This is a genomic window from Streptomyces sp. CB00455, assembly GCF_001905445.1.
Taxonomy (GTDB): domain Bacteria; phylum Actinomycetota; class Actinomycetes; order Streptomycetales; family Streptomycetaceae; genus Streptomyces.
Map to the genome: position 1 here is coordinate 774,281 of NZ_LIVQ01000003.1, position 23,850 is coordinate 798,130.

General features: G+C 73.4%; 15 protein-coding genes. 8 read left to right on the forward strand and 7 right to left on the reverse strand.

The genetic code is table 11. From position 1 onward, the window contains the following. Positions 1–58 precede the first annotated feature (58 nt). The gene (locus tag AMK16_RS16040; protein WP_073915195.1) at positions 59–718 is read left to right on the forward strand and encodes a superoxide dismutase; all 660 of its coding nucleotides are present in this window, start codon (positions 59–61) and stop codon (positions 716–718) included. 164 nt (positions 719–882) lie between these two features. Here the strand turns inward: AMK16_RS16040 and AMK16_RS16045 are convergent, their stop codons facing one another. Further along, the gene (locus AMK16_RS16045; protein WP_073915197.1) at positions 883–1,527 is read right to left on the reverse strand and encodes a mycothiol-dependent nitroreductase Rv2466c family protein; all 645 of its coding nucleotides are present in this window, start codon (positions 1,525–1,527) and stop codon (positions 883–885) included. A 128-nt stretch (positions 1,528–1,655) separates the two neighbouring features. Between AMK16_RS16045 and pepN (AMK16_RS16050) the strand changes: the two genes are divergently transcribed. The 5 genes from pepN (AMK16_RS16050) (at position 1,656) to pepN (AMK16_RS16070) (ending at position 13,174) form a co-directional block, all read left to right on the forward strand. Continuing rightward, positions 1,656–4,220 (forward strand): aminopeptidase N, encoded by a 2,565-nt coding sequence (gene pepN, locus AMK16_RS16050; RefSeq protein WP_073915200.1) that lies wholly within the window; start codon positions 1,656–1,658, stop codon positions 4,218–4,220. Positions 4,221–4,454: 234 nt separating this feature from the next. Further along, the gene (locus AMK16_RS16055; RefSeq protein ID WP_073915203.1) at positions 4,455–5,414 is read left to right on the forward strand and encodes a hypothetical protein; all 960 of its coding nucleotides are present in this window, start codon (positions 4,455–4,457) and stop codon (positions 5,412–5,414) included. A 366-nt stretch (positions 5,415–5,780) separates the two neighbouring features. Further along, positions 5,781–9,104 carry a S8 family serine peptidase gene (locus AMK16_RS16060; protein WP_073916166.1) on the forward strand — a complete coding sequence of 1,108 codons (3,324 nt, stop codon included), beginning with the start codon at positions 5,781–5,783 and terminating at the stop codon, positions 9,102–9,104. 275 nt (positions 9,105–9,379) lie between these two features. Next, positions 9,380–10,411 (forward strand): aspartate-semialdehyde dehydrogenase, encoded by a 1,032-nt coding sequence (locus AMK16_RS16065; protein WP_073915206.1) that lies wholly within the window; start codon positions 9,380–9,382, stop codon positions 10,409–10,411. Positions 10,412–10,573: 162 nt separating this feature from the next. After that, positions 10,574–13,174, forward strand: coding sequence for an aminopeptidase N (pepN, locus tag AMK16_RS16070; protein ID WP_073916170.1), 2,601 nt, complete (start codon positions 10,574–10,576; stop codon positions 13,172–13,174). 91 nt (positions 13,175–13,265) lie between these two features. Here pepN (AMK16_RS16070) and AMK16_RS16075 read toward each other — a convergent pair whose 3' ends face one another. The 4 genes from AMK16_RS16075 to AMK16_RS16090 all read right to left on the reverse strand — a co-directional run bounded on the left by AMK16_RS16075 (position 13,266) and on the right by AMK16_RS16090 (position 17,496). Beyond that, complete coding sequence (locus tag AMK16_RS16075) at positions 13,266–14,159, reverse strand: LysR family transcriptional regulator (RefSeq protein WP_073915209.1); 894 nt, start codon at positions 14,157–14,159, stop codon at positions 13,266–13,268. Positions 14,160–14,169: 10 nt separating this feature from the next. Next, positions 14,170–15,087 (reverse strand): DMT family transporter, encoded by a 918-nt coding sequence (locus AMK16_RS16080; protein WP_107417168.1) that lies wholly within the window; start codon positions 15,085–15,087, stop codon positions 14,170–14,172. Positions 15,088–15,139: 52 nt separating this feature from the next. Continuing rightward, entirely contained in the window at positions 15,140–16,072 is a 933-nt protein-coding gene (locus tag AMK16_RS16085) for an EamA family transporter (protein WP_073915215.1), read from the reverse strand. A 98-nt stretch (positions 16,073–16,170) separates the two neighbouring features. After that, entirely contained in the window at positions 16,171–17,496 is a 1,326-nt protein-coding gene (locus AMK16_RS16090; RefSeq protein WP_073915218.1) for an MFS transporter, read from the reverse strand. A gap of 103 nt (positions 17,497–17,599) precedes the next feature. Here AMK16_RS16090 and AMK16_RS16095 point away from each other — a divergent pair, with 103 nt between their 5' ends. After that, complete coding sequence (locus AMK16_RS16095) at positions 17,600–18,193, forward strand: MarR family winged helix-turn-helix transcriptional regulator (protein ID WP_079191526.1); 594 nt, start codon at positions 17,600–17,602, stop codon at positions 18,191–18,193. 107 nt (positions 18,194–18,300) lie between these two features. Here AMK16_RS16095 and AMK16_RS16100 read toward each other — a convergent pair whose 3' ends face one another. Beyond that, positions 18,301–18,537 carry a hypothetical protein gene (locus AMK16_RS16100; RefSeq protein WP_073915221.1) on the reverse strand — a complete coding sequence of 79 codons (237 nt, stop codon included), beginning with the start codon at positions 18,535–18,537 and terminating at the stop codon, positions 18,301–18,303. 56 nt (positions 18,538–18,593) lie between these two features. Next, complete coding sequence (locus AMK16_RS16105; protein WP_073915224.1) at positions 18,594–20,591, reverse strand: 4-alpha-glucanotransferase; 1,998 nt, start codon at positions 20,589–20,591, stop codon at positions 18,594–18,596. Between the two features lie 215 nt (positions 20,592–20,806). Between AMK16_RS16105 and AMK16_RS16110 the strand changes: the two genes are divergently transcribed. Further along, complete coding sequence (locus AMK16_RS16110; RefSeq protein ID WP_073915227.1) at positions 20,807–23,797, forward strand: beta-N-acetylglucosaminidase domain-containing protein; 2,991 nt, start codon at positions 20,807–20,809, stop codon at positions 23,795–23,797. Positions 23,798–23,850: the final 53 nt, after the last annotated feature.

Below are 23,850 nucleotides of genomic sequence, written 5' to 3' on the forward strand. Positions count from 1 at the left end.
TGCAGTTGCACATTACTTGCAATAAGAGGTCGGCACGCCGAGGGGACCGGACACACGCATGGCCATCTACACGCTTCCCGAGCTTCCGTACGACTACGCGGCGCTGGAGCCGGTGATCAACCCGCAGATCATCGAGCTGCACCACGACAAGCACCACGCGGCCTACGTCGCGGGCGCCAACAGCACGCTGGAGCAGCTGGAGGAGGCGCGCGACAAGGAGAACTGGGGCGCGCTCAACGGCCTGGAGAAGAACCTCGCGTTCCACCTCTCCGGCCACATCCTGCACAGCATCTACTGGCACAACATGGCCAGCCCGAAGACCGGCGAGGGCGGCGGCGTCCCGGACGAGAAGGACGGTCTGGGCGAGCTCGCGGCCGCGCTCACCGAGTCCTTCGGCTCCTTCGCCGCCTTCAAGAAGCAGCTGACCTTCGCCGCCTCCGCGACGCAGGGCTCCGGCTGGGGCGTGCTGGCGTACGAGCCCGTCAGCGGCCGTCTGATCGTCGAGCAGGTCTACGACCACCAGGGCAACGTGGGCCAGGGTTCAGTGCCGATCCTGGTCTTCGACGCCTGGGAGCACGCCTTCTACCTCCAGTACAAGAACCAGAAGGTGGACTTCATCGAGGCGATGTGGAACGTCGTCAACTGGCAGGACGTGGCCGGGCGCTACGCCGACGCCAAGGCCAGCACTCCGCTGCTGATCCCCGCAGGCCGGGCCTGATCAGCCCCACCAGCCCGTCCGCCCCGTGATCGTCTTCTCAGCCTTCGCGTGCGGACGTGTCCACCGGAAGGCCCCCGTGAGGACGTGACTCACGGGGGCCTTCCGGCGCGCCCGCCCCGGCGGGCCGGCCGCCGGCTTCGCCGGACACGCGGACAGCGGGCGGGCTACTCGAAGGAGGGGCCCTTGGTGCGGGTGCGCTTGATCTCGTAGAAGCCGGGGGTGGAGGCCACCAGCAGCGTGCCGTCCCACAGGCGGGCGGCCGCGTCGCCGCGCGGGGTCGGCGTGACGACCGGGCCGAAGAAGGCGACATCGCCCTCGGCGCCCGGAACCGATATCACCGGGGTGCCGACTTCCTGGCCCACCCGGTCGATGCCGTCGTTGTGCGAGGCGCGCAGCACCTCGTCGTACTCGTCGGAGTCGGCGTAGGCGAGCAGCTCGGACGGCAGGCCGACCTCGGCCAGCGCCTCGGCGATCACCTCGCGCGTCGGCCCCTTGGCCTCGTTGTGGATACGGGTGCCCAGCGCGGTGTAGAGCTTGCCCGTGATCTCCTTGCCGTGCTTCTGCTGGGCCGCGGTGACCACGCGCACCGGCGCCCAGCCCTTGGGGCCGAGCAGCTCGCGGTAGGTCTCGGGAAGCTCGTCGAGCTTGTTCTCGTTGAGCACGGCCAGGCTCATCACGTGCCAGTGGACCTCGACGTCGCGCACCTTCTCGACCTCGACCATCCAGCGGGAGGTCATCCAGGCCCAGGGGCAGAGCGGATCGAACCAGAAGTCGACCGGCGTCTTCTCGCTCACCTGGGTATCGGTCATGTCGCTCCTCACATCGGAAAAGGGCACCTGCGGGTGACGTTCTCCGGCCCCAACCAGTCCGCGCCCGCACGCATTCCCCCCGTGCGAGGATTCCTCGCAAGAACGCGAACACGCACGAAGGAGTGCAGGTGCCCGGAGAGAATCTGTCCCGCGACGAGGCCCGCGAGCGGGCCGAGCTGCTGTCCGTCGACGGGTACGAGGTGGTCCTCGACGTCCGGTCCGCGGTGGACGAGGCCGAACCGGCCCGGGGTCCGCGGACCTTCCGCTCGGTGACGACGATCCGCTTCCGGGCCGCGGCCGCCGGCTCCTCCACCTTCGCCGACCTGATCGCCCCCTCGGTCAACGCCGTGACCCTCAACGGGCGCGCGCTGGACGTCGCCGCCGTCTTCGACGGGGCGCGGATCACCCTGGACGGCCTGGCTGCGCAGAACGTCCTGGTGGTGGACGCGAACTGCGCGTACAGCCGGACGGGCGAGGGTCTGCACCGCTTCGTGGACCCCGAGGACGGCGAGGTCTACCTCTACACCCAGTACGAGCCGGCCGATGCCCGGCGGGTGTATGCGAACTTCGAGCAGCCGGACCTGAAGGCGCCCCACCGCTTCGAGGTGACCGCGCCCGAGGGCTGGCGGGTGTGGAGCAACGGCGCGCAGGAGTCGCGGGAGGCCGGGGTCTGGCGGTTCGCCGAGACCGCGCCGATCTCGACCTACATCACCTGCGTGGTGGCGGGCCCCTACCACTACGTGACGGACTCCTACACACGCGGGGACCTGACGATCCCGCTGGGCGCGATGTGCCGCAAGGGGCTGGCGAAGCACTTCGACGCGGACGACGTCTTCCTGGTCACCAAGCAGGGCTTCGACCTCTTCCACGAGATCTTCGACTACCCCTACCCCTTCGGGAAGTACGACCAGGCCTTCGTGCCGGAGTACAACCTGGGCGCGATGGAGAATCCGGGGATGGTGACCTTCCGGGAGGAGTACATCTTCCGCGGGAAGGTCACCCAGGCCTCCTACGAGCGCCGCGCGAACGTGATCCTGCACGAGATGGCGCACATGTGGTTCGGCGACCTCGTCACGATGAAGTGGTGGGACGACCTGTGGCTGAAGGAGTCCTTCGCGGACTTCATGGGCTCGTTCGCCCTGGTGGAGGCCACCCGCTTCGACCAGGCGTGGGTCACCTTCGCCAACAGCCGCAAGGCGTGGGCCTACCGCGCCGACCAGCTGCCCTCCACGCACCCGGTCACGGCCGACATCCGGGACCTGGAGGCCGCGAAGCTGAACTTCGACGGGATCACCTACGCCAAGGGCGCGGCGGTGCTCAAGCAGCTGGTCGCCTACGTGGGCCGGGAGGCCTTCCTGGAGGGCGCGCGGCGCTACTTCAAGGCCCACGCCTACGGGAACACGACGCTGGACGACCTGCTGTCGGTCCTCGCGGAGGTCTCCGGGCGGGACATGGCCGAATGGTCGCGGGCCTGGCTGCAGACGGCGGGCGTGAACGTGCTGACGCCCGTGCTCACCTGCGACGCGGGCGGACGCGTGACCGAGCTGGCGGTGGTGCAGGAGGGCGAGGAGCTCCGGCCGCACCGGGTCGCGGTCGGCCTGTACCGGCTGGAGTCGGACGGCACCCTGGTGCGCTACGCGCGGGCCGCGACGGACGTGTCGGGGGCACGGAGCGTGGTCGCGGAGCTGGCGGGGCTGGAGCGCCCCGACCTGGTCCTGGTCAACGACGAGGACCTGACGTACTGCAAGGTCCGCTTCGACGAGAGGTCGCTGGCCACCCTGCGGGGGCACCTGGGTGATCTGACGGACCCGCTCGCGCGGGCGCTGAGCTGGTCGGCGCTGTGGAACCTGACCCGGGACGGGCTGATGCCCGCGCGTGACTTCGTCTCGCTGGTCCTCGCGCACGCGGGCCGGGAGACGGACGTCGGCGTGCTGCAGATGCTGCACGGGCAGGCGCTGACGGCGGTCACCCACTACGCGGCTCCGGCCTGGCGGGAGCAGGGCGGCCGGGACCTGGCGGCAGGCGCGCTGCACGAACTGCGCCTCGCCGACCCGGGCTCGGAGCACCAGCTGACCTGGGCCCGCTTCTTCGCGGCGAGCGCGACGACGGAGGGCGACTTCCAGCTGCTGCTGGGGCTGCTGGAGGGATCGGCGCGGATCGACGGGCTGGAGGTGGACCAGGAGCTGCGCTGGGACTTCCTGCGGCCGCTGGCCGCGCACGGGGCCGTGGACGATCGGGTCCTGGACGCCGAGCTGGCGCGGGACGACACGGCCTCGGGCAAGCGGCACCAGGTGCGGTGCCTGGCGGCGCGGCCGTCGGCGGCAGTCAAGGACCAGGCGTGGGCGTCGGTGGTCGAGTCCGACGCGCTGTCCAACGCGCTGGTGGAGGCGACGATCGCCGGAATGCAGCAGTCGTCGCAGCGGAGCCTGCTCGCGGCCTACACGGAGCGGTACTTCGCGTCGCTCGAGCGGGTGTGGGCGGACCGGTCGATCCAGATCGCCATGGACGTGGTGAAGGGGATGTACCCCTCGCTGCAGGACTCCGACGCGACGGTGGAGGCGACCGACGCGTGGCTGACGGCCCACCCGTCGGCTCCGCCGGCCCTGCGCCGGCTGGTCGTCGAGTCCCGCGACGACCTGGCCCGGGCGCTGCGCGCCCAGCGCTGCGACGCGGCGGCCGCCCCCGCCGTCTGACCGCCCCCGGGAGCCCGGGTCCCACCGGCGGGGCCCGGGCTCCCGCACGCCGCCGGGGGGTGCCGGTCGCGGCCCGCATCCGGCCCCGCCCGGGGCGCGGGGGCCCCGGGACCGGTCGGGCGCCGCAGACCATCGGCAGTCGAACGCCCGTACTTTAGCCCTGGCTTGTCCCGATTTGCCGACGGACGTGTAACAGGGGTTAGCAGGGCCGTGGCCCGAGGGAATCACCGCGTCATGAACCACAACACGCCCCTCCCCCTCGCCCATCTCACCGCCAGCCGCCCCCGCGTGCTGACCCTGGCGCAGCTGCGTGAGCACGGCGTCACCGCCTCCGACGCGGCCGAGCGGCCCTGGCAGCAGATCCTGCCCGGAGTGTTCCTGCTCCACTCCGGGCCCCCGACGGGCGAGGAGCGGCTGCACGCCGCGCTGGTGTACGCGCAGCGGCGCGGCGGGGAGGCGATGATCACCGGACTGGCGGCGCTCGCGCTGTACGGGTTCACCTCCGCGCCCGCGCTGCCCGCCCTCTCGCACATCGACGTACTGGTGCCGGGCACCCGCCGGCTGCGGTCCACCGGGGACGTGCGCATCGTCCGGTCCCACACCCCGCCCCGGCCCCAGGAGGTGACCGGCCTGGCGGTGGCCCCCGTCGCGCGGGCCGTCTCCGACGCCGTCGCCCGGCTCTGCGACGCCGCCACCGTCGGCCGCCTGCTGGGCGAGGCCGTCCGCGGGGGACACTGCGAACCGGCCGCCCTCGTAAGGGAACTGACGGTGGCCCGGGTACTGAACCGGCCGCACGTGGTGGACGCCGTCGAGTCCCTGCTCGCCGAGGGGCGCGCTCTGGCCGAGGAGCGGCTCTACCACCTCGTACGGGGACACGGCCTGCCCGAGCCGCTCTGGAACGTGGACCTGAGGCTTCCCGGCGGTCCGCACCTCGGCGGGGTGGACGCCTTCTGGCCCGAGCACTCCGTCGCCGTGGAGATCGACACCCGGGTGCCGCGCCAGGGCGGCGACGAGGAGTGGTCCGAGTGCGCCCGCAAGCGCGAGGCCCTGGAGCGGCTCGGGGTGAGCGTCATCCACATCACCCCGCGAAAGCTCCGGGACTGGTCCGAGCAGCAGGCCGCGGTCGTCCGGACGGCGCTGGCGGCATCGGGCGACCGGGAGCCCGCCGCCTGCCTCGCCGTACTCCCCCGGTGAGCCCCGGCGGCGCACCGGACGGGCAGCTGTCCGCCGCGGGCACGCAGGGCCGGGGCCGCCGGCCGTCCTCGCGCGCGCACGCGCGAGCGCTGGAACCGCGAAAGTTGTCACACCCGATCCGCGGCGGAGGGCCGTCCCGGCCCTGACGCGCAGTCGGGAAGTCTACAAATCCACTCTTCAGCCCCTGGGATTCGTACGGTTACGCCCTGGAAAGGCCGCGCTGGCGCATGGTGCGCAGTGGCGAGAGTCCGCCATGGCAGGTCTCGGTCAATGACAAGTCTCCCCAAAGAGCTGTCCCTTGCGCAAAGCTGACCGGTCATCCGGCACCGAAATCCGGACCGTTTCTTTCACTTACCAGGGATGCTGATGACCCTCGAATCCCCCAGCTCCATACCCGGGGCCAGACGCGTCGCACGCGTCGCCGCCGCGGCCGGCCTGGTGGCGGCCCTCGCGGCCACCGGTTCCGTCCCCGTCTTCGCGGCCACCGGCGCCGACAACCCGGGTACCAGCCCGGCCGCGAAGTCCGCCGACCAGAAGATCGGATCGGCGGACGCCGAGCTGCTCCAGGAGGCCAAGGCCAAGGGAGAGCCGACCGTCACCGTCATGGTCGCGACCGCCCCCGGCCAGACCAAGCAGGTGGCCGACCAGCTCGACGCCGTCCAGGGCGCCTCGGTGGGCCAGACGTACGACAAGCTCGGCTACGTGCGCGCCACCCTGCCGACGGGCAAGGCGGACGCCGCGCTGAAGGCGGCCGCCAAGCTGTCCTCCGTGCACGGCATCGACCTGCGGCACGAGATCCAGCTTCCGGACCCGCGCCCCGACACCCACGGTGCGTCGGGCGCGGTCAGCAAGACCGCGGCCGAGACGTACCCGGCGCCGGACAAGAACACCCCGGCGAAGAACCCGTACAACCCGTCCTTCGAGACCGGGGCCGTGGACTTCGTCAAGAAGAACCCGCAGGCCGACGGCCGCGGCGTGACGATCGGCATCCTGGACTCGGGCGTCGACCTCGGCCACCCGGCCCTCCAGAAGACCACCACGGGCGAGCGCAAGATCGTCGACTGGGTGACCGCGACCGACCCGATCGCCGACGGCGACGCCACCTGGCGCGCCCAGATCACCCCGGTCACGGCCGCGGGCGGCACCTTCACGGCGGGCGGCCAGAGCTGGAAGGCCCCGGAAGGCACCTTCCAGTGGAGCCGCTTCAGCGAGTCGATCACCGCTACCGGTGACATGAAGGGCGACGTCAACCGGGACGGGGACACCTCCGACCGGTTCGGGCTGCTCTACGACGCCGCCGCCGGCACCGTCCGCGTCGACACCGACCAGGACGGCGACTTCACGAACAACGAGCCGATGAAGCCGTACAAGGACGGCTACCAGATCGGCTACTTCGGCACGGACAACCCGGCGACCGACGTCGCCGAGCGCATCCCGTTCGTGATCGAGATCCGCAAGGACGTCCCGATGGACCCGCTGGGCGGTGACTGGGTCGGCAAGAAGGCCGACTTCGTCAACGTCGGCATCATCGAGTCCGAGCACGGCACGCACGTCGCCGGCATCACCGCCGCCAACAGCCTCTTCGGCGGCAAGATGAACGGCGAGGCGCCGGGCGCGAAGATCGTCTCCTCGCGCGCCTGCTCCTGGTCCGGCGGCTGCACCAACATCGCGCTGACCGAGGGCATGATCGACCTCGTCGTCAACCGCGGCGTCGACATCGTCAACATGTCGATCGGCGGCCTCCCGGCCCTGAACGACGGCAACAACGCGCGCTCCGAGCTCTACAAGAACCTCATCGACACCTACGGCGTCCAGCTCGTCATCTCGGCGGGCAACGAGGGCCCCGGTGTCAACACCATCGGCGACCCCGGCCTCGCGGACAAGGTCATCTCCGTGGGTGCCGCCGTCTCCAAGGAGACCTGGGCCGCCAACTACGGCTCCGGCGTGGCCAAGAAGTACAACATGTTCCCCTTCTCCTCGCGCGGTCCGCGTGAGGACGGCGGGTTCACCCCCACCATCACCGCCCCCGGCGCGGCCATCAACACCACGCAGACCTGGCTGCCCGGCTCCCCGGTGAAGGAGGCCGGCTACACGCTGCCGGCCGGCTACTCGATGCTGCAGGGCACCTCGATGTCCTCGCCGCAGGCGACGGGCGCCAGCGCCCTGCTGATCTCCGCCGCGAAGCAGCAGAAGGTCGCGCTGACCCCGGCGACCCTGCGCACGGCGCTCACCAGCACCGCGAAGAAGATCGACGACGTCCCGGCCCACGCACAGGGCGCCGGTCTGATCAACATCGTCGACGCGTGGGAGTCCATCCAGCGCGGCGCCAAGTCCAACGAGTTCACGGTCAAGGCGCCGGTCGACACCGCGCTCGACCAGTTCCTGAAGACCCCGGGCTTCGGCACCGGCCTCTACGACCGCGAGGGCGGCCTGAAGGTCGGCCAGAAGAAGGTCTACGACGTCGTCGTCACCCGCACCACGGGCGTCAAGTACGGCACCCGGCACGACCTGAGCTGGCGCAACAACGACGGGACCTTCAAGGTCGTCGGCGGCTACGACTACGTCACCCTGCCGCTGAACAAGCCCGTCACCATCAAGGTCGAGGCCAACGCCAAGTCGGCCGGCGTCCACAGCGGCATCCTGCAGCTGGACGACGAGACCACCGAGGGCATCGACAAGCAGATCCTGACCACGGTCGTCGCCTCCACCCCGCTGGCGAAGCCGTCGTTCACACTGTCGGACACCTCCTCGGTGCAGCGCAACAGCCACAAGTCGTACTTCGTGACCGTCCCGCAGGGCGCCAAGACCCTCGAGGTCGCCCTGGGCGGTCTGAAGCCGGGCAGCCAGACGCGCTTCATCTCGATCCACCCGTACGGTGTGGGCGTCGAGGACAGCGCGACCACCATGTGCTACCCGAACTACGACAACCCGGCCAACACCTGCCGCCCCGACCTGCGCTCGTACCCCGAGCCGCAGCCGGGCGTCTGGGAGATCGAGGTCGAGTCGCGGCGTACCTCGCCGCTGCTGGACAACCCCTACCGGCTCGACGTCTCCGTGCTCGGCGCGGCCTTCGACCCCGCGGTCAAGGTCCTGCCCGAGGTGAAGCAGGGCACTCCGGCGCCGGTCCAGTGGACCCTCAAGAACGAGGCCGCGGGCATCTCCGGCGGCAAGCTCAAGGGCGGCCCGCTCGGCTCGGCGAAGGTCGCCAAGCCCACCATCGCCGCCGGTGAGACCCAGACCACCGAGGTCACGATCGGCGAGGGCGTCTCCCGCCTCGACGTCGCGATCGGCAAGGTGTCCGACACCGGCGCCGACCTGGACCTGGAGGTCTACAAGGACGGCGTCAAGGTCGGCTCCTCCGCCGACGGCGACTCCGAGGAGGCCGTGAGCCTGGCCAACCCGGCCGCGGGCACCTACAGCGTGAAGGTGATCGGCTACGCGGTCCCGGCCGGCACCACCACGTACGACTACCGCGACGTGTACTTCTCGGCCGCCCTGGGCTCCGTCCAGGTCGACGAGGCGGCCGCGGTGAACCTCGCCACCGGCGCCTCCGCGCAGGTCTCGGCGAACGTCCTGGTCAGCAGCGCGGCCCCCGAGGGCCGTCAGTTCTTCGGCCAGGTCCAGCTGCTCAACGCCCGCGGCACCGCCGCCGGCACCGGCAGCGTGCAGATCGAGAAGGTCCTCCCGTAACCCGGTAGGACACCGTCAGGGGCGGCGCTCGCGGGAGCGCCGCCCCTTCGGGCTTTCCGGACGACGGCACGCGCCCCGGCGGCAGCCGGTCCACCGGCCCTGACCAGGAAGAACGGGCGCACGGCGGGACCGCGGCAGGGCCGGGGCCCGCTCCCGGCGCGGGGTCGCATCCAGGACACCGTCCGTTCCTCGGACAATGGATTGGACAAGGCTCGTGGGGTCGAACGCATGATGGCTCCACGCGCGCCCGCGTCGTACGTACCAGAGGAGTCACCGTGAGGGTCGGAATCGTCGGAGCCACCGGACAGGTCGGCGGAGTCATGCGCGGCATCCTCGCCGAGCGGAAGTTCCCGGTGGACGAGCTGCGGCTGTTCGCCTCGGCCCGTTCCGCGGGCTCCACCCTCGCGTGGGAGGGCCGGGAGATCACCGTCGAGGACGCCTCCACGGCCGACTACTCCGGCCTGGACATCGTGCTCTTCTCCGCGGGCGGCGCCACCAGCAAGGCCCTGGCCGAGAAGGTCGCCTCACAGGGCGCCGTCGTGATCGACAACTCCTCGGCCTGGCGCAAGGACCCCGAGGTCCCCCTCGTCGTCTCCGAGGTCAACCCGCACGCCGTCGCGAACCGCCCCAAGGGCATCATCGCGAACCCGAACTGCACCACCATGGCCGCGATGCCGGTGCTGCGCCCGCTGCACGACGAGGCCGGCTTGTCCGCGCTGGTCGCCACCACCTACCAGGCCGTCTCCGGCTCCGGCGTGGCGGGCGTCGCCGAGCTGGACGGGCAGGTCAAGGCCGTCGCCGGCGAGGCCGCCGCGCTCGTCCACGACGGCGAGGCCGTCGTCTTCCCCGAGCCGGGCGTCTACAAGCGCCCCATCGCCTTCAACGTGCTGCCCCTCGCGGGCTCGATCGTGGAGGACGGGTCCTTCGAGACCGATGAGGAGCAAAAGCTCCGCAACGAGTCCCGCAAGATCCTGGAGATCCCGGAGCTCAAGGTCTCCGGCACCTGTGTGCGCGTGCCGGTCTTCTCCGGCCACTCCCTCCAGATCAACGCCCGCTTCGACCGCCCGATCAGCGTCGAGCGCGCGTACGAGCTGCTGAAGGACGCCCCGGGCGTGGAGCTCTCGGAGATCCCGACCCCCCTCCAGGCCGCCGGCCGCGACGCGTCCTTCGTGGGCCGCATCCGCCTGGACGAGACGGCGCAGAACGGCCTCGCGCTGTTCGTCTCCAACGACAACCTGCGCAAGGGCGCGGCCCTGAACGCGGTCCAGATCGCCGAGCTCGTGGCCGAGGAGCTGCGCGGCGCCTGATCCGGTCGCACGCACGCGGCGCGGGGGCGGCACCGGGACGGCGCCGCCCCCGCGGCGCATCCGAAGGCGGCGGCAGCGCCCCGCGTGGACTACTCCGAAGCGGTGACGGCGGCCCGCGTGGAAGGATGGCCCGGCAACGTCACCATCAAAGGAGATGACCGCGTGCCAGGCACGAATCTCACCCGTGAAGAGGCTCAGCAGCGCGCCAGGCTGCTCACCGTCGACTCCTACGAGATCGACCTCGATCTCAGCGGGGCGCAGGAGGGCGGAACCTTCCGGTCCGCGACCACCGTGCTCTTCCGGTCGGCCGAGGCCGGGGCAGAGACCTTCATCGACCTGGTCGCACCGGCGGTGCACGAGGTCGTCCTGAACGGCAGGGCGCTGGACGTCGCCGCCGTCTTCCGGGACTCGCGTATCGCCCTGCAGCACCTGGCGGCCGGGGCCAACGAGCTGCGCGTCGTCGCGGACTGCGCCTACACCAACACCGGTGAGGGCCTGCACCGCTTCGTCGACCCGGTCGACCAGCAGGCCTACCTGTACACCCAGTTCGAGGTGCCGGACGCGCGGCGGGTCTTCGCCAGCTTCGAGCAGCCCGACCTGAAGGCGACGTTCCAGTTCACCGTGACGGCCCCCGAGGGCTGGACGGTCATCTCGAACTCGCCGACGCCCGGGCCCGCGGACGTCAAGGACAACGTCTGGCGCTTCGAGCCGACCCCGCGCATCTCCTCGTACATCACGGCGCTGATCGCCGGCCCGTACCACGCGGTGCACAGCTCCTACGAGGGCCCGGACGGGCAGTGCGTGCCGCTCGGCATCTACTGCCGTCCCTCGCTCGCCGAGTTCCTCGACGCGGACGCGATCTTCGACGTGACCCGGCAGGGCTTCGACTGGTTCCAGGAGAAGTTCGCCTGCGCCTACCCCTTCGCCAAGTACGACCAGCTCTTCGTGCCGGAGTTCAACGCGGGCGCCATGGAGAACGCGGGCGCGGTCACCATCCGCGACCAGTACGTCTTCCGCTCGAAGGTGACGGACGCGGCGTACGAGGTGCGTGCCGAGACCATCCTGCACGAGCTGGCGCACATGTGGTTCGGCGACCTCGTCACCATGGAGTGGTGGAACGACCTGTGGCTGAACGAGTCGTTCGCCACCTACACCTCGATCGCCTGCCAGGCGTCCGCCGAGGGCTCGAAGTGGCCGCACGCGTGGACCACCTTCGCCAACTCCATGAAGACCTGGGCGTACCGGCAGGACCAGCTGCCGTCCACGCACCCGATCATGGCGGACATCCGTGACCTGGACGACGTCATGGTCAACTTCGACGGCATCACCTACGCCAAGGGCGCCTCGGTGCTCAAGCAGCTCGTCGCCTACGTCGGCACGGACCCCTTCTTCAAGGGCGTGCAGGCGTACTTCAAGGCGCACGCCTACGGCAACACGCGCCTGTCCGACCTGCTGGGCGCCCTGGAGGAGACCTCGGGCCGCGACCTGACGGCCTGGTCGCGGGCCTGGCTGGAGACCGCCGGCATCAACGTCCTGCGTCCGGAGGTGGAGACCGACGGGCAGGGGATCATCACCGCCTTCGCCGTCCGCCAGGAAGCGCCGGCCCTGCCCGCCGGTGCCAAGGGCGAGGCGACGCTGCGGCCGCACCGCATCGCGATCGGCCTGTACGAGCTCCGGGACGGCCGCCTCGTGCGCACCGACCGGATCGAGCTGGACATCGACGGCGCCCTGACGGAGGTGCCGGAGCTGGTGGGCCGCGCCCGCCCGACCGTGGTGCTGCTCAACGACGACGACCTGTCCTACGCGAAGGTCCGCCTGGACGAGGTCTCGCTGGCCAACGTCACCGCGCACCTCGGCGACTTCGCCGAATCCCTGCCGCGCGCGCTGTGCTGGGCGTCGGCCTGGGACATGACCCGGGACGGCGAGCTCGCCGCCCGTGACTACCTCGCGCTGGTCCTCTCGGGCATCGGCAAGGAGTCCGACATCGGCGTCGTCCAGTCGCTGCACCGCCAGGTCAAGCTGGCCGTCGAACTGTATGCCGACCCGGCGTGGCGCGAGAAGGGCCTGGCGCGCTGGACCGAGGCCGCGCTGGAGCACCTGCGCGCGGCCGAGCCGGGCAGCGACCACCAGCTGGCGTGGGCGCGCGCCTTCGCGGCGACGGCCCGCACCGAGGGGCAGCTGACGTACCTGTCGGCGCTGCTCGACGGCGCGGCGGTGATCGAGGGCCTGGTCGTCGACACGGAGCTGCGCTGGGCGTTCCTGGAGCGCCTCGCCGCGACGGGCGTCGCCGACGAGCCGGCGATCGCGGCCGAACTGGAGCGGGACGCGACGGCGGCGGGTGAGCGCCACGCGGCGACGGCGCGGGCCGCGCGTCCGACGGCGCAGGCCAAGGCCGCGGCGTGGGCGTCGGTGGTGGAGGGTGACTCCGAAGGGGACTCCCTGCCGAACGCGGTGCAGGAGGCGGTGATCGGCGGCTTCGTCCAGACCGACCAGCGCGAGCTCCTCGCCCCGTACACCGAGAAGTACTTCGCGGCGGTCAAGGAGGTCTGGGACACCCGCAGCCACGAGCTGGCCCAGCAGATCGTGGTGGGGCTGTACCCGTCCTTGCAGGTCACTCCGCAGACCCTGGCCGCGACGGACGCCTGGCTGGCCTCCGCCGAGCCGAGCGCGGCCCTGCGCCGGCTGGTCTCGGAGTCCCGGGCGGGCGTCGAGCGCGCCCTGAAGGCGCAGGCGGCGGACGCCGCCGCGGGCGCCCGGGCCTGACGGCTCCCGGCGGACCGGGCCCGTCCCGGTCCGCCGGTGACCGCGGCTTCCCTTCGCGGCACCGGCGCGGGGCACGTGGCGAGGACACCCCTCAGGCGGCGGCTTCCCGCAGGGCCGTCAGGGCGTGCGCGAGGGCCGGGGCGGATGCGGAGCCGCGCCGCACCGCCGCGATCACGTGGCGGGTCGGCCGGTCGCCGGACAGTACCCGTACCGCCGGGCCCGCGGTGCGGCTCGACACCATGCGGGGCACCAGGGCGACCCCCATCCCCGCCTCGACCATGGCCAGGATCGCGGTCCAGCCGGAGGCCGAGTGCGCCTGCTCCGGGACGAAGCCCGCGGCCTCGCATGCGGTGCGGGTGATCTGCGACCAGGGGCCGCTGCCCCCGTAGATCCACCGGTCCCCGGACAGGTCGGCCAGCCGCAGTTCGGGCGCCGCCGACAGCGGATGGTCCGGCGGGAGCGCCACGTCCAGCGGGTCCTCCAGCAGGGTCACCCGGGTGAAGCGGGGATCGCGCGCGGTCGGCGCGTGGGCCGCAAGTGACAGCGCCAGGTCCACGGTGCCGGCGGACAGCAGCTCGTAGGACTCGGCCGCCTCCGTCTCCCGCACCCGCACCTCCACCCCCGGGTGGGAGCGCCGCAGGGCCGCCACTGCCGGGACGACGAGGGCCGGGACCGCGGTGGAGAAGGCGCCGATCCGCACCTCCCCCGCGTCTCCGGCGAGGTACCCGGCCAGTTCCGCGTCGGCCAGCTCCAGCTGCGCGAACACGGCCCCGGCGTGGCGCAGTACGAGGTGCGCCGCGTCGGTCAGGCGGACCCGGCGCCCCTGGGCCTCCAGCAGCCCCACCCCCAGCTGCCGGGCGAGGTTCGTCAGCTGCTGCGAAACGGCCGAGGGCGTCATGTGCAGCGCCTCGGCCGTCGCGGTCACGGTCCCCCGTTCGGCGAGGGTCCGCAGGATCCGCAGCTTCTTGATGTCCCACTCGATCATGGGCCCGAACCTACCGCCGGGCACCCAGAGCCACGCCGCCCAGGATGAGCGCCATGCAGAGCAGCTGCGCCGGACCGGTCCGTTCTCCGATGAGCCAGAAGCCCAGCACCGCGACGCACACCGGCTGGAGGTAGTAGACGACTCCGGCGCGGGCGGCGCCGATGACCGAGATCGCCTTGTTCCAGGCGAAGAAGGCGACGGCCGAGGAGAACACGCCGACGTAGAGCAGCGGTCCAACCGTCCCGGCGGTGGCGTCGAAGCCGCCCTGGACGGACAGGGAGACGGCGTAGGCGGGCGCGAGCATCAGCGCGCCGAGCACGAAGGTGGTGATCAGGAAGGCCAGGCCGCCCAGTTCGGCGGGCTTGCGCTTGAGGAGGGCGCTGTAGGTGGCGAAGGAAAGGGCCGCGGCGAACATCCACAGGTCGCCGGCGCCGACGTCGAGACCGGGGGAGCCGCCCCCGACCAGCAGGAGTACCCCGACGGCGGCGAGCAGCAGTCCGAAGGTGCGCCGCAGGCCCAGCCGTTCGCCGCCGAGACGGGCGTAGAGCGCCATGAGGACCGGCGAAGCAGCCATGATCATGCCCATGTTGGAGGCGGAGGTGGTCAGGCCGGCCTGGTGCACGAGGGTGTTGTAGAGGGCGACGCCGAAAAAGGTGGCGAGGGCGATGAAGCCGAAGTGCCGGCGGATCAGGGCCCGCTGCTGCCAGGCCTGTCGGGCGGCGAAGGGGGCGACGGCGAGGCCGGCGATGATCCACCGCCAGAAGACCGCCTGCACGGGCGGGACGCTGTCGGCCATTCCCCGGGTGGCGACGAAGCTGCCGGACCAGACCACCGTCGCGAGCAGGGCGAGGAGCACTCCGGCTCCGGAGGCGCCCTTCTTCCCCGCCTCTGCGGGCTCACCGGGCGAAACGGTACGGGCGCGGTCCATGACGGCCACGGTGGGTGTCCCCCTCGGGGTCGGGCGCTCGGGTGGTGGGGAACTACCGTCGCACCCGCTCATCACTCAGGTCCATCGAAATGTTTCGATCACTCTGTTCAGCAGAACTGAACGGTTGGGGAGTGCGGGCGGCCGCCAGCTGCCCGGCGACGGTGGCGCCGAAGGCGAGGGCCATGCCGGCCAGCTGTACGGGCGACAGCGCCTGCCCGAGGGCCGCCCACCCGATGACGGCGGCCGTGAGCGGGGAGAGCGGACCGAGCAGGGTGACCGAGGTGGCGGTGAGCCGTCCGATGCCGCGGAACCAGAGCCAGTAGGCGATTGCGGTGTTGATCAGGGCCAGGTAGCCGTAGCCGAGCAGCGCGTCGCCGTCGAGCGCGGGCGGCGCCCCTTCGGCGAGGGCGGCGAGGGGGATGATGAGCAGTCCGCCGGCGGTGAGCTGCCAGCCGGTCATCGCCAGCGGGCCGACTCCCTCGGGGCGGCCCCAGCGCTTGGTCATGACGGTGCCGGCGCCCATGGAGGCGGAGGAGACCACCCCGGCGACGATGCCGATGAGGTCGAGCTCCGCTTCGGCGGTGAGGACGACCATGCTCACGCCGAAGGCGGCCGTGACGGCGGCGAGCACGGTGCGCAGGCTCGCCCGCTCGCCGAGGACGAGGGAGGCGAGGCCGACGACGAACAGCGGGCCGAGGGAGCCGAGGACGGCGGCGACCCCGCCGGGCAGCCGGTAGGCGGAGAGGAACAGCAGCGGGAAGAAGGCGCCGATGTTGAGCGTGCCGAGGACGGCGGACTTCCACCACCACTCGCCCTTGGGCAGGGTCCGGGCCAGAGCGGTGAGCAGCAGGCCCGCGGGCAGGGCCCGCATCACCCCGGTGAACAGGGGCCGGTCGGGCGGCAGCAGTTCGGTGGCCACGGCGTAGGTGGAGCCCCAGGAGACGGGGGCGAGGGCGGTCAGGGCCACGGTGGCGTAGCGCTTCATGACGGGCGGCTCCTCGGAAGGGTGAGGAAAGGGGGAGGGCGACCGGCGGCCGGGGCCGGACCCGGCGCGGCCCGGGTGGCCGCGACGGACCCGGCGGCTCAGACGGCGGCCGGGACCGCAGGGCGCGGGGCCTCCGCCGGCGCGGGGGCCGGGGCCGGGACGTCCGCCGCCGCGGCCTGCGGCTGCGCGTACACGGCCTGCGCGGGCAGGTGGCGCTCCAGCCGCAGCAGCGCCAGTGCGGCGCCGAGCGCGCAGACGGTGAGGACCGCCCAGGGCAGCCGGCCGTCGACGGCGAGCAGACCGGTGAAGAAGGAGGGGGCGAGCGCGGTGGCCAGGGAGTAGGACAGCTGGTAGGTGGCCAGGTAGCGGCCGCGGACGGCCGCGGGGGCGGCGGAGACCGACAGGGCGCCCCCGGACGGGCTGTGCACCAGTTCGCCGAGGGTGTAGACCACGACGATGACCAGCAGGGCCACCAGGGTGACGCCCTGTCCGGGGCGGACCGTCCCGAGCACGATCTGCCCGATGAAGGCCGCGGCGAAGAGCAGGGCCCCGAGGGCCGCGGAGCGGGTGCGGCGGGCACCGGAGCGCCGGACCCGGCCCGCGACCAGGACGCCGACGCCGGCGCACAGGACGGTGTTGACGGTGAAGGCGGCGCCGGTGAGGGAGTCGGGGGCCATCAGCCAGGTGGAGAGGTAGAGGGGGAAGAGGACGGACAGGGCGGCGTAGCCCAGCGCGGTGAGGAAGTTGGCGGCGGTGAGCCCGAGGAAGGGGCGGTCCCGCAGGACCATCCGGTATCCGGCGCCCTGCCCATCCGTGGCCGCCGTCGCGTCGCCGGCGGTGGCGGCGTCGCGGACCGGGCGCACCCGGCTGACGAGCAGTCCGGCGAGGGCGAAGGCCAGCGCGTTGCCCCCGGCGGTGTACGTGAAGCCGCCGGTTCCCCACACCCCGAGCACCGCGGAGACGAGCAGGGCCCCCGCGCCCATCCCGGCGTTCTGCAGGGCCCGGGTGGAGGCCAGGAGCCGGTCCCGGGCGGCGCCCCGCGCCACCTCGCCGATCAGGGACTGCTGGACGATGCCGAAGGAGCGGTCGGCGAGGGCGGTGACGAGGCAGACCGCGGCGAAGGCGGGCAGGGAGCCGGCGAAGGGGAAGAGGGCGAAGCCCACCGCCCGTACCGCGTAGAGGGCCAGGTTGACCCGCTTGGCACCGAAGCGGTCGACGGCCGTACCCGCCAGCGGCATGAAGGCCAGGCCCGCCACCCCGGTGACGGTCAGGACCACACCGACGAGGGCGAAGGAGAGCCCGGTGACGTGGTGGAAGAAGACGAGCGAGAACGGCACGTACATGCCGATCCCGACCGAACTGATCCCGATGCCCAGGAGCAGGGACCGCTCCCCCGCCACTCGCGCCCCACTGACCGCGTCCATGCTGACCCCCAAAGTCGGTTGATGCTAAGTAGCTTAGCGCTAAGCTACTTAGCGTCTAGCAAGTTTCTTGCCAACGACCGAGTGGAAACCGGATACTCCCCTTATGAGCGAGGCCCCCGCAGTACCCCAGGCACCCACAACGCACCAGGCGGCGGACCGCGCACCCCGCGCCCCGGCCGAGCGCGCCCAGGCCGACGGCGCCCCGCAGGCGGTCGCCGCGGACGCCGTCGACGCGATCACCGACCAGTGGTACGCGGTGCGCCCCGATCTCGAAACCGCCCCCATGGCCGTCTTCGGGCGCATCTACCGGATCACCAAGGCCATGAGCGACGCCATGGAGCAGACCTACGGACGCTTCGGCATCTCGCGCGGGGAGTTCGACGTCGTCGCCACGCTGCGCCGGTCCGGCGCCCCGTACACGCTCTCACCGCGCCAGCTGTCGGCCACGCTCATGCTCACCACGGGCGGCATGACGGGACGTCTGGACAAGCTGGAGAAGGCCGGGCTGCTCAGCCGCAGGCCCGATCCCCACGACCGGCGCGGACTACAGATCACGATCACCGACCGCGGCCTCGCCGTCATCGACGAGGCCGTCACCGCCGGCCTGGAGGTGCAGCGCGCCGCGCTCGGCGGGCTGAGCGAGGAGGAGGTCGCCGTCCTCACCGGCCTGCTGCGCAAGCTGATGGCCGGGGTCTGAGAACACGACGGGGCGCCGAGGGTCGCCACACGGCCGGGAACACCGGTCGTGCGGACCCCCGGCGCCCGGGAAAGTCCTTCGGTGCCGGCCCTTCGGGCCGGACCGGATCAGCCTTGCTGCTGCTTGCGCGACTTGTCGCCGACCATCACGAGACCCGCGATGACCAGGAACAGCACGATCGGCGTCGCCACGTACAGGCCGAGCGTCTCGCCGATGCTCAGGCCAGGGCCCGGGTCGTCGCCGTCGTCACGGGTCAGCGCCAGGGCGGGAGACGTCATGAGCAGCATCATCAGCGTCGTTCCGGCCGTGACGGCGCCGGCGCGCAGAGCGTTCTTCTTGTCCACGGTGCAAACGTAGCGAACCCCCGAACGGCCCGCGCGTCCGGGGGTGCCGTACGGGGTCAGCCGCCGTCGGCGAGTCCGGCCCGCACCGCGCCCAGCAGGGCGTTCGCCCGGGGGGAGGCCGTCAGCTCCTCCAGCGTCAGCGGCCGGCCCGTCGCGTCGGCGACCGGGAGCCGCCAATTGGGGTACTGGTCCCAGGTGCCCGGCAGGTTCTGCGGCCGCCTGTCCCCGACCGCGTCCGGCAGCCACACGCCGACCAGGCGGGCCGGCGTGCGCAGCAGGAAGGCGTACAGGGCCCGTACGGCGGCCTCCTCGCCCTTGGTGTCCAGGCCCAGGCGTTCCAGTACCTCCAGCCACTCGGCGGTGTCGGCGGCGTCCTGCGCCCCTTCCTCCTCGGCCGGCCGGGTCAGCAGGCCGAGCCGGTCGCGCAGTTCCACATGGGCTCCGGCCAGTTTGGCGGCCGTGGGCGGCAGGTCGTGGGTGGTGGCGGTGGCCAGGCAGTCGGCCCGCCAGGCGTGGGGGGCGAGCGGGGCCCCGTCACCCGTCCAGTCGCGCTCGAACCAGAGCACGGAGGTCCCGAGCACCCCGCGCCGGGCCAGCGCCTCGCGCACCCGCGGCTCCACCGTACCGAGGTCCTCGCCGATGACCAGGGCGCCGGCGCGGTGGGCCTCCAGCACCAGGACGGCCAGCATGGCCTCGCCGTCGTAGCCGACGTACGCTCCCTCGGCGGGCGGCGCGCCCTCCGGGATCCACCAGAGCCGGAACAGACCCATGACGTGGTCGATGCGCAGGGCGCCGGCGTACCGGAACACCCCGCGCAGCAGGGCCCGGAAGGGGGCGTAGCCGGTGGCCGCCAGCCGGTCGGGGCGCCAGGGGGGCAGCCCCCAGTCCTGGCCGCGCGCGTTGAAGGCGTCCGGCGGCGCCCCGACGCAGACGTGCCGGGCGTGGAAGGGGTTGGTGCGGGCGTCGGAGCCGTCGGGGTGCACCCCGACGGCGAGGTCGTGCACGATGCCCACGCTCATGCCGGCCTCGCGGGCGGCGCGCTGGGCGGCGGCGAGCTGGGTGTCGGTCAGCCAGACCAGCCAGCGGTGGAAGTCGAGCCGGCCGGCGGGATCCTCCCCCGCGGCCCGCGCGCACCAGGCGGCGTGCCGGTCCAGCGGCTGCCCCTGGTCCGCGAGGAAGTCCTGGTAGGCGGCTTCGCGTTCGGGAGTGCGGGGGACGGCGTACAGCAGTTCCAGGGCGGCTCGTTTGAGTTCCCAGACGGCGTCCCGGTCGATGAGCGCGCCCTTCTCCAGCACCTCGCGGCTCAGCTCCCCGCCCCGGGCGGCGAGTGCGGCGAGGGTTTCGGCCTCGGGGCACCGGGCGTACTCCGCGACGTCCTGGACGCAGAGGTGGACCGGGTCCGGGAAGCGGCGGGAGGAGGGGCGGTAGGGGGAGGGGTCGGTCGGGGTCCCGGGGACGGCCGCGTGCAGCGGGTTGACCTGGATGAAGCCCGCGCCGTGGGTGCGCCCGGCCCACCGCGCGAGGTCGGCGAGGTCGGCGAGGTCGCCCATGCCCCACGAGCGCTCCGAGAGCAGGGAGTAGAGCTGGACGAGGAGCCCGTGGGTGCGCTCCGGCGCAGCGGGGGCCCGGTCCGGGGCCACGATCAGGACGGTGTCGGCGGTGCGGCCGTCGGGGGCGGTGGCGGTGATCCGGTGGACGCCCAGGGGCAGCCCCTCGGGCAGCGGCCCGGCGTGGCCGCTCTCCCACTCGGCGGCCTCCTGCGGACCTTCCTCGGGCTCCAGGCGGATCCGGCAGCCGGCGGGCAGGGCGGCCAGGGCGGGCGGCGGGGGCTCCCCCTCCCAGCGCACCAGCACGCGCGGCAGCAGCATGTTCGCGGCCCGTGCCCCGTCCCGTGCCAGGCGCTCGCGGACGTCCTCGGGGGCGCCGGTGGCCACGCCGAGCGCCCCGAGCAGGGTGACGACCGTGGTCTGCGGCACCTGGACGGTGACGTCCGCGGCGGGCTGGTAGGCGGTGGCGATGCCGTGCAGGGCCGCGAGCCGGGCCAGGTCGTCCATCTACGGGCACTCCTTCGTACGTGAGGGTGGGTCAGAAGGGTGGTGCACAACGACTGGACGCCGCAGAGGAACAGGGGAGCCATACCCAGTCGGAGGCGGCGCATTCCCACCTGATACCGGTCAGATCACCCATGCGCTTTGACACTCCGGCCGCACGGGTGGTGGGCTCCTGCTCATTCGTACGAGCGGGGGACGTCCCGGGACGGGGAGGCTCGGTGCAGCTCAGGGGCAGGAAGCGGGCGGCGGTCGCCGCCGTGGCGGTGATCGGGGCGTTGTGGGGCGGGGCCGTCGCGTCCGCGCCTCCCGGAAGCCCGGGAGTCGCCTCCGCGCCGGTGGTGGCGGGCGGAGCGGCCGGGGGCGCGGCGCCCGCCGTGGCCGCCGGGGCCGTGCTCGATCCCGGCGCCGACATCCCGCGCACCGCGGCCGAGGGCCCGGCGGTGTGGCCCCGTCCCCGGTCGATGGCGGCCGATCCGGCGCGCGAGGTGGCGCTGGGCGCGGAGGCCGCGCTGGTGGTCCCGGCCGGGGCCGACCCGTACGCGGTCCAGGTGGTCCGCGACGCCCTGCGCGCGGCGGGCGTGCGCACCCTGCACGAGCGGGCTCCCGGGGCGCCGCTGCCCGAGCGGGGCGCCGTCGTACGGCTCCAGGGCCCGGACGCGCAGGAGGCGCTGCGGGCACTGGGCGCGGCCGGGGCGGACGATCTGCCGGACGGGGGCTACCGGCTGGCCGTGGGCCGGACCGGGGGCCGGGCCACGGTCGCGCTGGCGGGCGTGGGTCAGGACGGGCTGTTCCACGCGGCGCAGACGCTGCGGGCGGTCCTCGCCGCGGGCGGGGCGAAGGTGCCCGGTGTGCTGGTGCGGGACTGGCCGGCGACTGCGGTGCGCGGGATCGCGGAGGCGTTCTACGGGCAGCCCTGGACCCGGGAACAGCGCCTGGCGCAGCTGGACTTCATGGCGCGCACCAAGCAGAACCGGCTGCTGCTCGCGCCGGGTGACGACGTCTACCGCACGACGGCCTGGCGCCAGGAGTACCCGGCCGACCGGCAGGAGGAGTTCCGGGCGCTGGCGGAGCGGGCCCGCGCCGATCACGTGGTCCTGGGCTGGGCGGTGGCTCCGGGACAGTCGATGTGCCTGTCCTCGGCGGCCGACCGCGCGGCGCTCACGCGCAAGCTGGACGCCATGTGGGAGCTGGGCCTGCGGGCTTTCCAGGTGCAGTTCCCGGACGTCAGCTACACCGAGTGGGGCTGCGGGGCGGACCGGGAGAAGTACGGGAAGGGGCCGGCGGCGGCCGCGAAGGCGCACGCCGAGGTCGCGGGCGAGGTGGCGGCCCACCTGGCCGCGCGGCACCCGGGGGCCGCGCCGCTGTCGCTGCTGCCGACGGAGTTCTACCAGGAGGGCGCCACCGCCTACCGGACGGCGCTGGCGGCCGCGCTGGACGCCCGGGTCGAGGTGGCCTGGACAGGTGTGGGCGTGGTGCCGCGCACGATCACCGGCAAGGAGCTGGCGGGGGCGCGCGCGGCGCTGGGCCACCCGCTGGTCACCATGGACAACTACCCGGTGAACGACTGGGATCCGGGCCGGGTCTTCCTCGGTCCGTACGCGGGCCGCGAGCCGGCGGTGGCGGGCGGCTCGGCCGCACTGCTGGCCAATGCGATGCCGCAGGCCACCCTCTCGCGCATCCCGCTGTTCACGGTGGCGGACTTCGCCTGGAACCCGCGCGACTACCGGCCCGGGGAGTCCTGGGCGGCGGCGGTGCGCGAGCTGGCGGGCCCCGATCCGCGGACCCGGGAGGCGGTGGCGGCGCTCGCCGGGAACAGCGCCGCCTCAGGCCTGAAACAGGAGGAGTCCGCATACCTCGGGGCCCTGGTCGAGCGGTTCTGGAAGGCCCGCGGCGCGGGTGACCCGGCGGCCGGCGCCGAGCTGCGCAAGGCGTTCACGGTCCTGCGCGAGGCGCCCGGCCGGCTGCCGGGGCTGTCGGGCGAGGCGGGGCCCTGGCTGCAGCGGCTGTCGCGCTACGGGGCGGCGGGCGAGCTGGCGGTGGACGTCCTGACGGCCCAGGCCCGCGGCGACGGCGCGGCGGCCTGGCGGGCTTCCCTGGCGTGGGCGGGGGCCCGGACGGCACTGGCGGAGCCGGGTTCCGCCGTGGTGGACGGGGCCGTACTGGAGCCCTTCCTGGCGAAGGCGGCGGCGGAGGCGGACGCCTGGACCGGGGCCTCGCGCCGGGCGGGCGAGGTGACGAAGGCCGCGGACTCCTGGACGGTGCGGCTGGACGCGGCGCGCCCGCTGGCGGCGGTCACGGTGATGACGGACCCGCTCGCGGCGGAGGTCCGGGGCGCGGCGGTGGAGGCCCACGTGCCGGGCGAGGGCTGGCGCAAGGTCGCCGCCGCCGATGCCTCGGGCTGGACCCAGGTGGACACCTCGGGGCTGCGCGCGGACGCGGTGCGCCTGTCCTGGGCGGGGACGGCGCCCGCCGTGCACCAGGTGGTCCCCTGGCCGGCGGACGGTCCGCAGGTCCGTTTCGAGCTGGCGGACGGGGCGGCGGCCGACGTGGAGATCGGCGGGGCTCCGCGCCGGGTGTCGGCGGAGCTGGCCGCCCTCGGCCCGGCCGCGGTCCGGGGGACGGTGTCGGCGCAGCCGCCGCACGGCATCGAGGTGCGGCTGCCGGGGACCGTCGTGGCCCCGCGCGGCGGCCGGGTGCCGGTCTCCTTCGAGGTCGTGGCGGCGCCGTCCACCCCGGCGGGCACCTACCGGGTGCCGGTGGCCTTCGGCGGGGAGTCGCGCACCCTGACGGTGCGGGCGGTGGCCCGGACCGGCGGGCCGGACCTGCTGCGGAGCGCGCGGGCCTCGTCCTCGGCGGACGAGGCGCCCGGCTTCCCGGCCTCGGCGGCCGTGGACGGCTCGCCGTCCACCCGCTGGTCCTCGCCGGCGGTGGACGGGGCGTGGTGGCAGGCACAGCCGGCGGCCCCGGCCCGGCTCGGCCGGCTGGAGCTGTACTGGCAGGAGGCGTACCCCTCGGCGTACCGGGTGGAGACCTCCGCGGACGGGGTGGCCTGGCGTCCGGCGGCCGCCGTCCAGGCGTCCCGGGGCGGTCACGAGACCGTCCGCATGGACGCCCCGGACACCCGCTTCGTGCGGGTGACCTGCGAGAAGCGCGCCACCCGGTTCGGCTGCTCGCTGTGGTCGGCGGAGGCGTACGCGGTCACGCCGTAGCGCTCCGGGCGGGCCTCGCGACCCGCGCGGGCGGCGGCCCGGGGTCGGGCGCC

What these genes read in the sequence shown, in the direction of transcription:
- AMK16_RS16045 (WP_073915197.1), bottom strand. Translation starts at nt 1,527, where the DNA reads ATGACCGATACCCAGGTGAGCGAGAAGACGCCGGTCGACTTCTGGTTC.
- AMK16_RS16075 (WP_073915209.1), bottom strand. Translation starts at nt 14,159, where the DNA reads ATGATCGAGTGGGACATCAAGAAGCTGCGGATCCTGCGGACCCTCGCC.
- AMK16_RS16090 (WP_073915218.1), bottom strand. Translation starts at nt 17,496, where the DNA reads ATGGACGCGGTCAGTGGGGCGCGAGTGGCGGGGGAGCGGTCCCTGCTC.
- AMK16_RS16060 (WP_073916166.1), top strand. Translation starts at nt 5,781, where the DNA reads ATGACCCTCGAATCCCCCAGCTCCATACCCGGGGCCAGACGCGTCGCA.
- AMK16_RS16085 (WP_073915215.1), bottom strand. Translation starts at nt 16,072, where the DNA reads ATGAAGCGCTACGCCACCGTGGCCCTGACCGCCCTCGCCCCCGTCTCC.
- AMK16_RS16040 (WP_073915195.1), top strand. Translation starts at nt 59, where the DNA reads ATGGCCATCTACACGCTTCCCGAGCTTCCGTACGACTACGCGGCGCTG.
- AMK16_RS16055 (WP_073915203.1), top strand. Translation starts at nt 4,455, where the DNA reads ATGAACCACAACACGCCCCTCCCCCTCGCCCATCTCACCGCCAGCCGC.
- AMK16_RS16095 (WP_079191526.1), top strand. Translation starts at nt 17,600, where the DNA reads ATGAGCGAGGCCCCCGCAGTACCCCAGGCACCCACAACGCACCAGGCG.
- AMK16_RS16080 (WP_107417168.1), bottom strand. Translation starts at nt 15,087, where the DNA reads ATGGACCGCGCCCGTACCGTTTCGCCCGGTGAGCCCGCAGAGGCGGGG.
- AMK16_RS16105 (WP_073915224.1), bottom strand. Translation starts at nt 20,591, where the DNA reads ATGGACGACCTGGCCCGGCTCGCGGCCCTGCACGGCATCGCCACCGCC.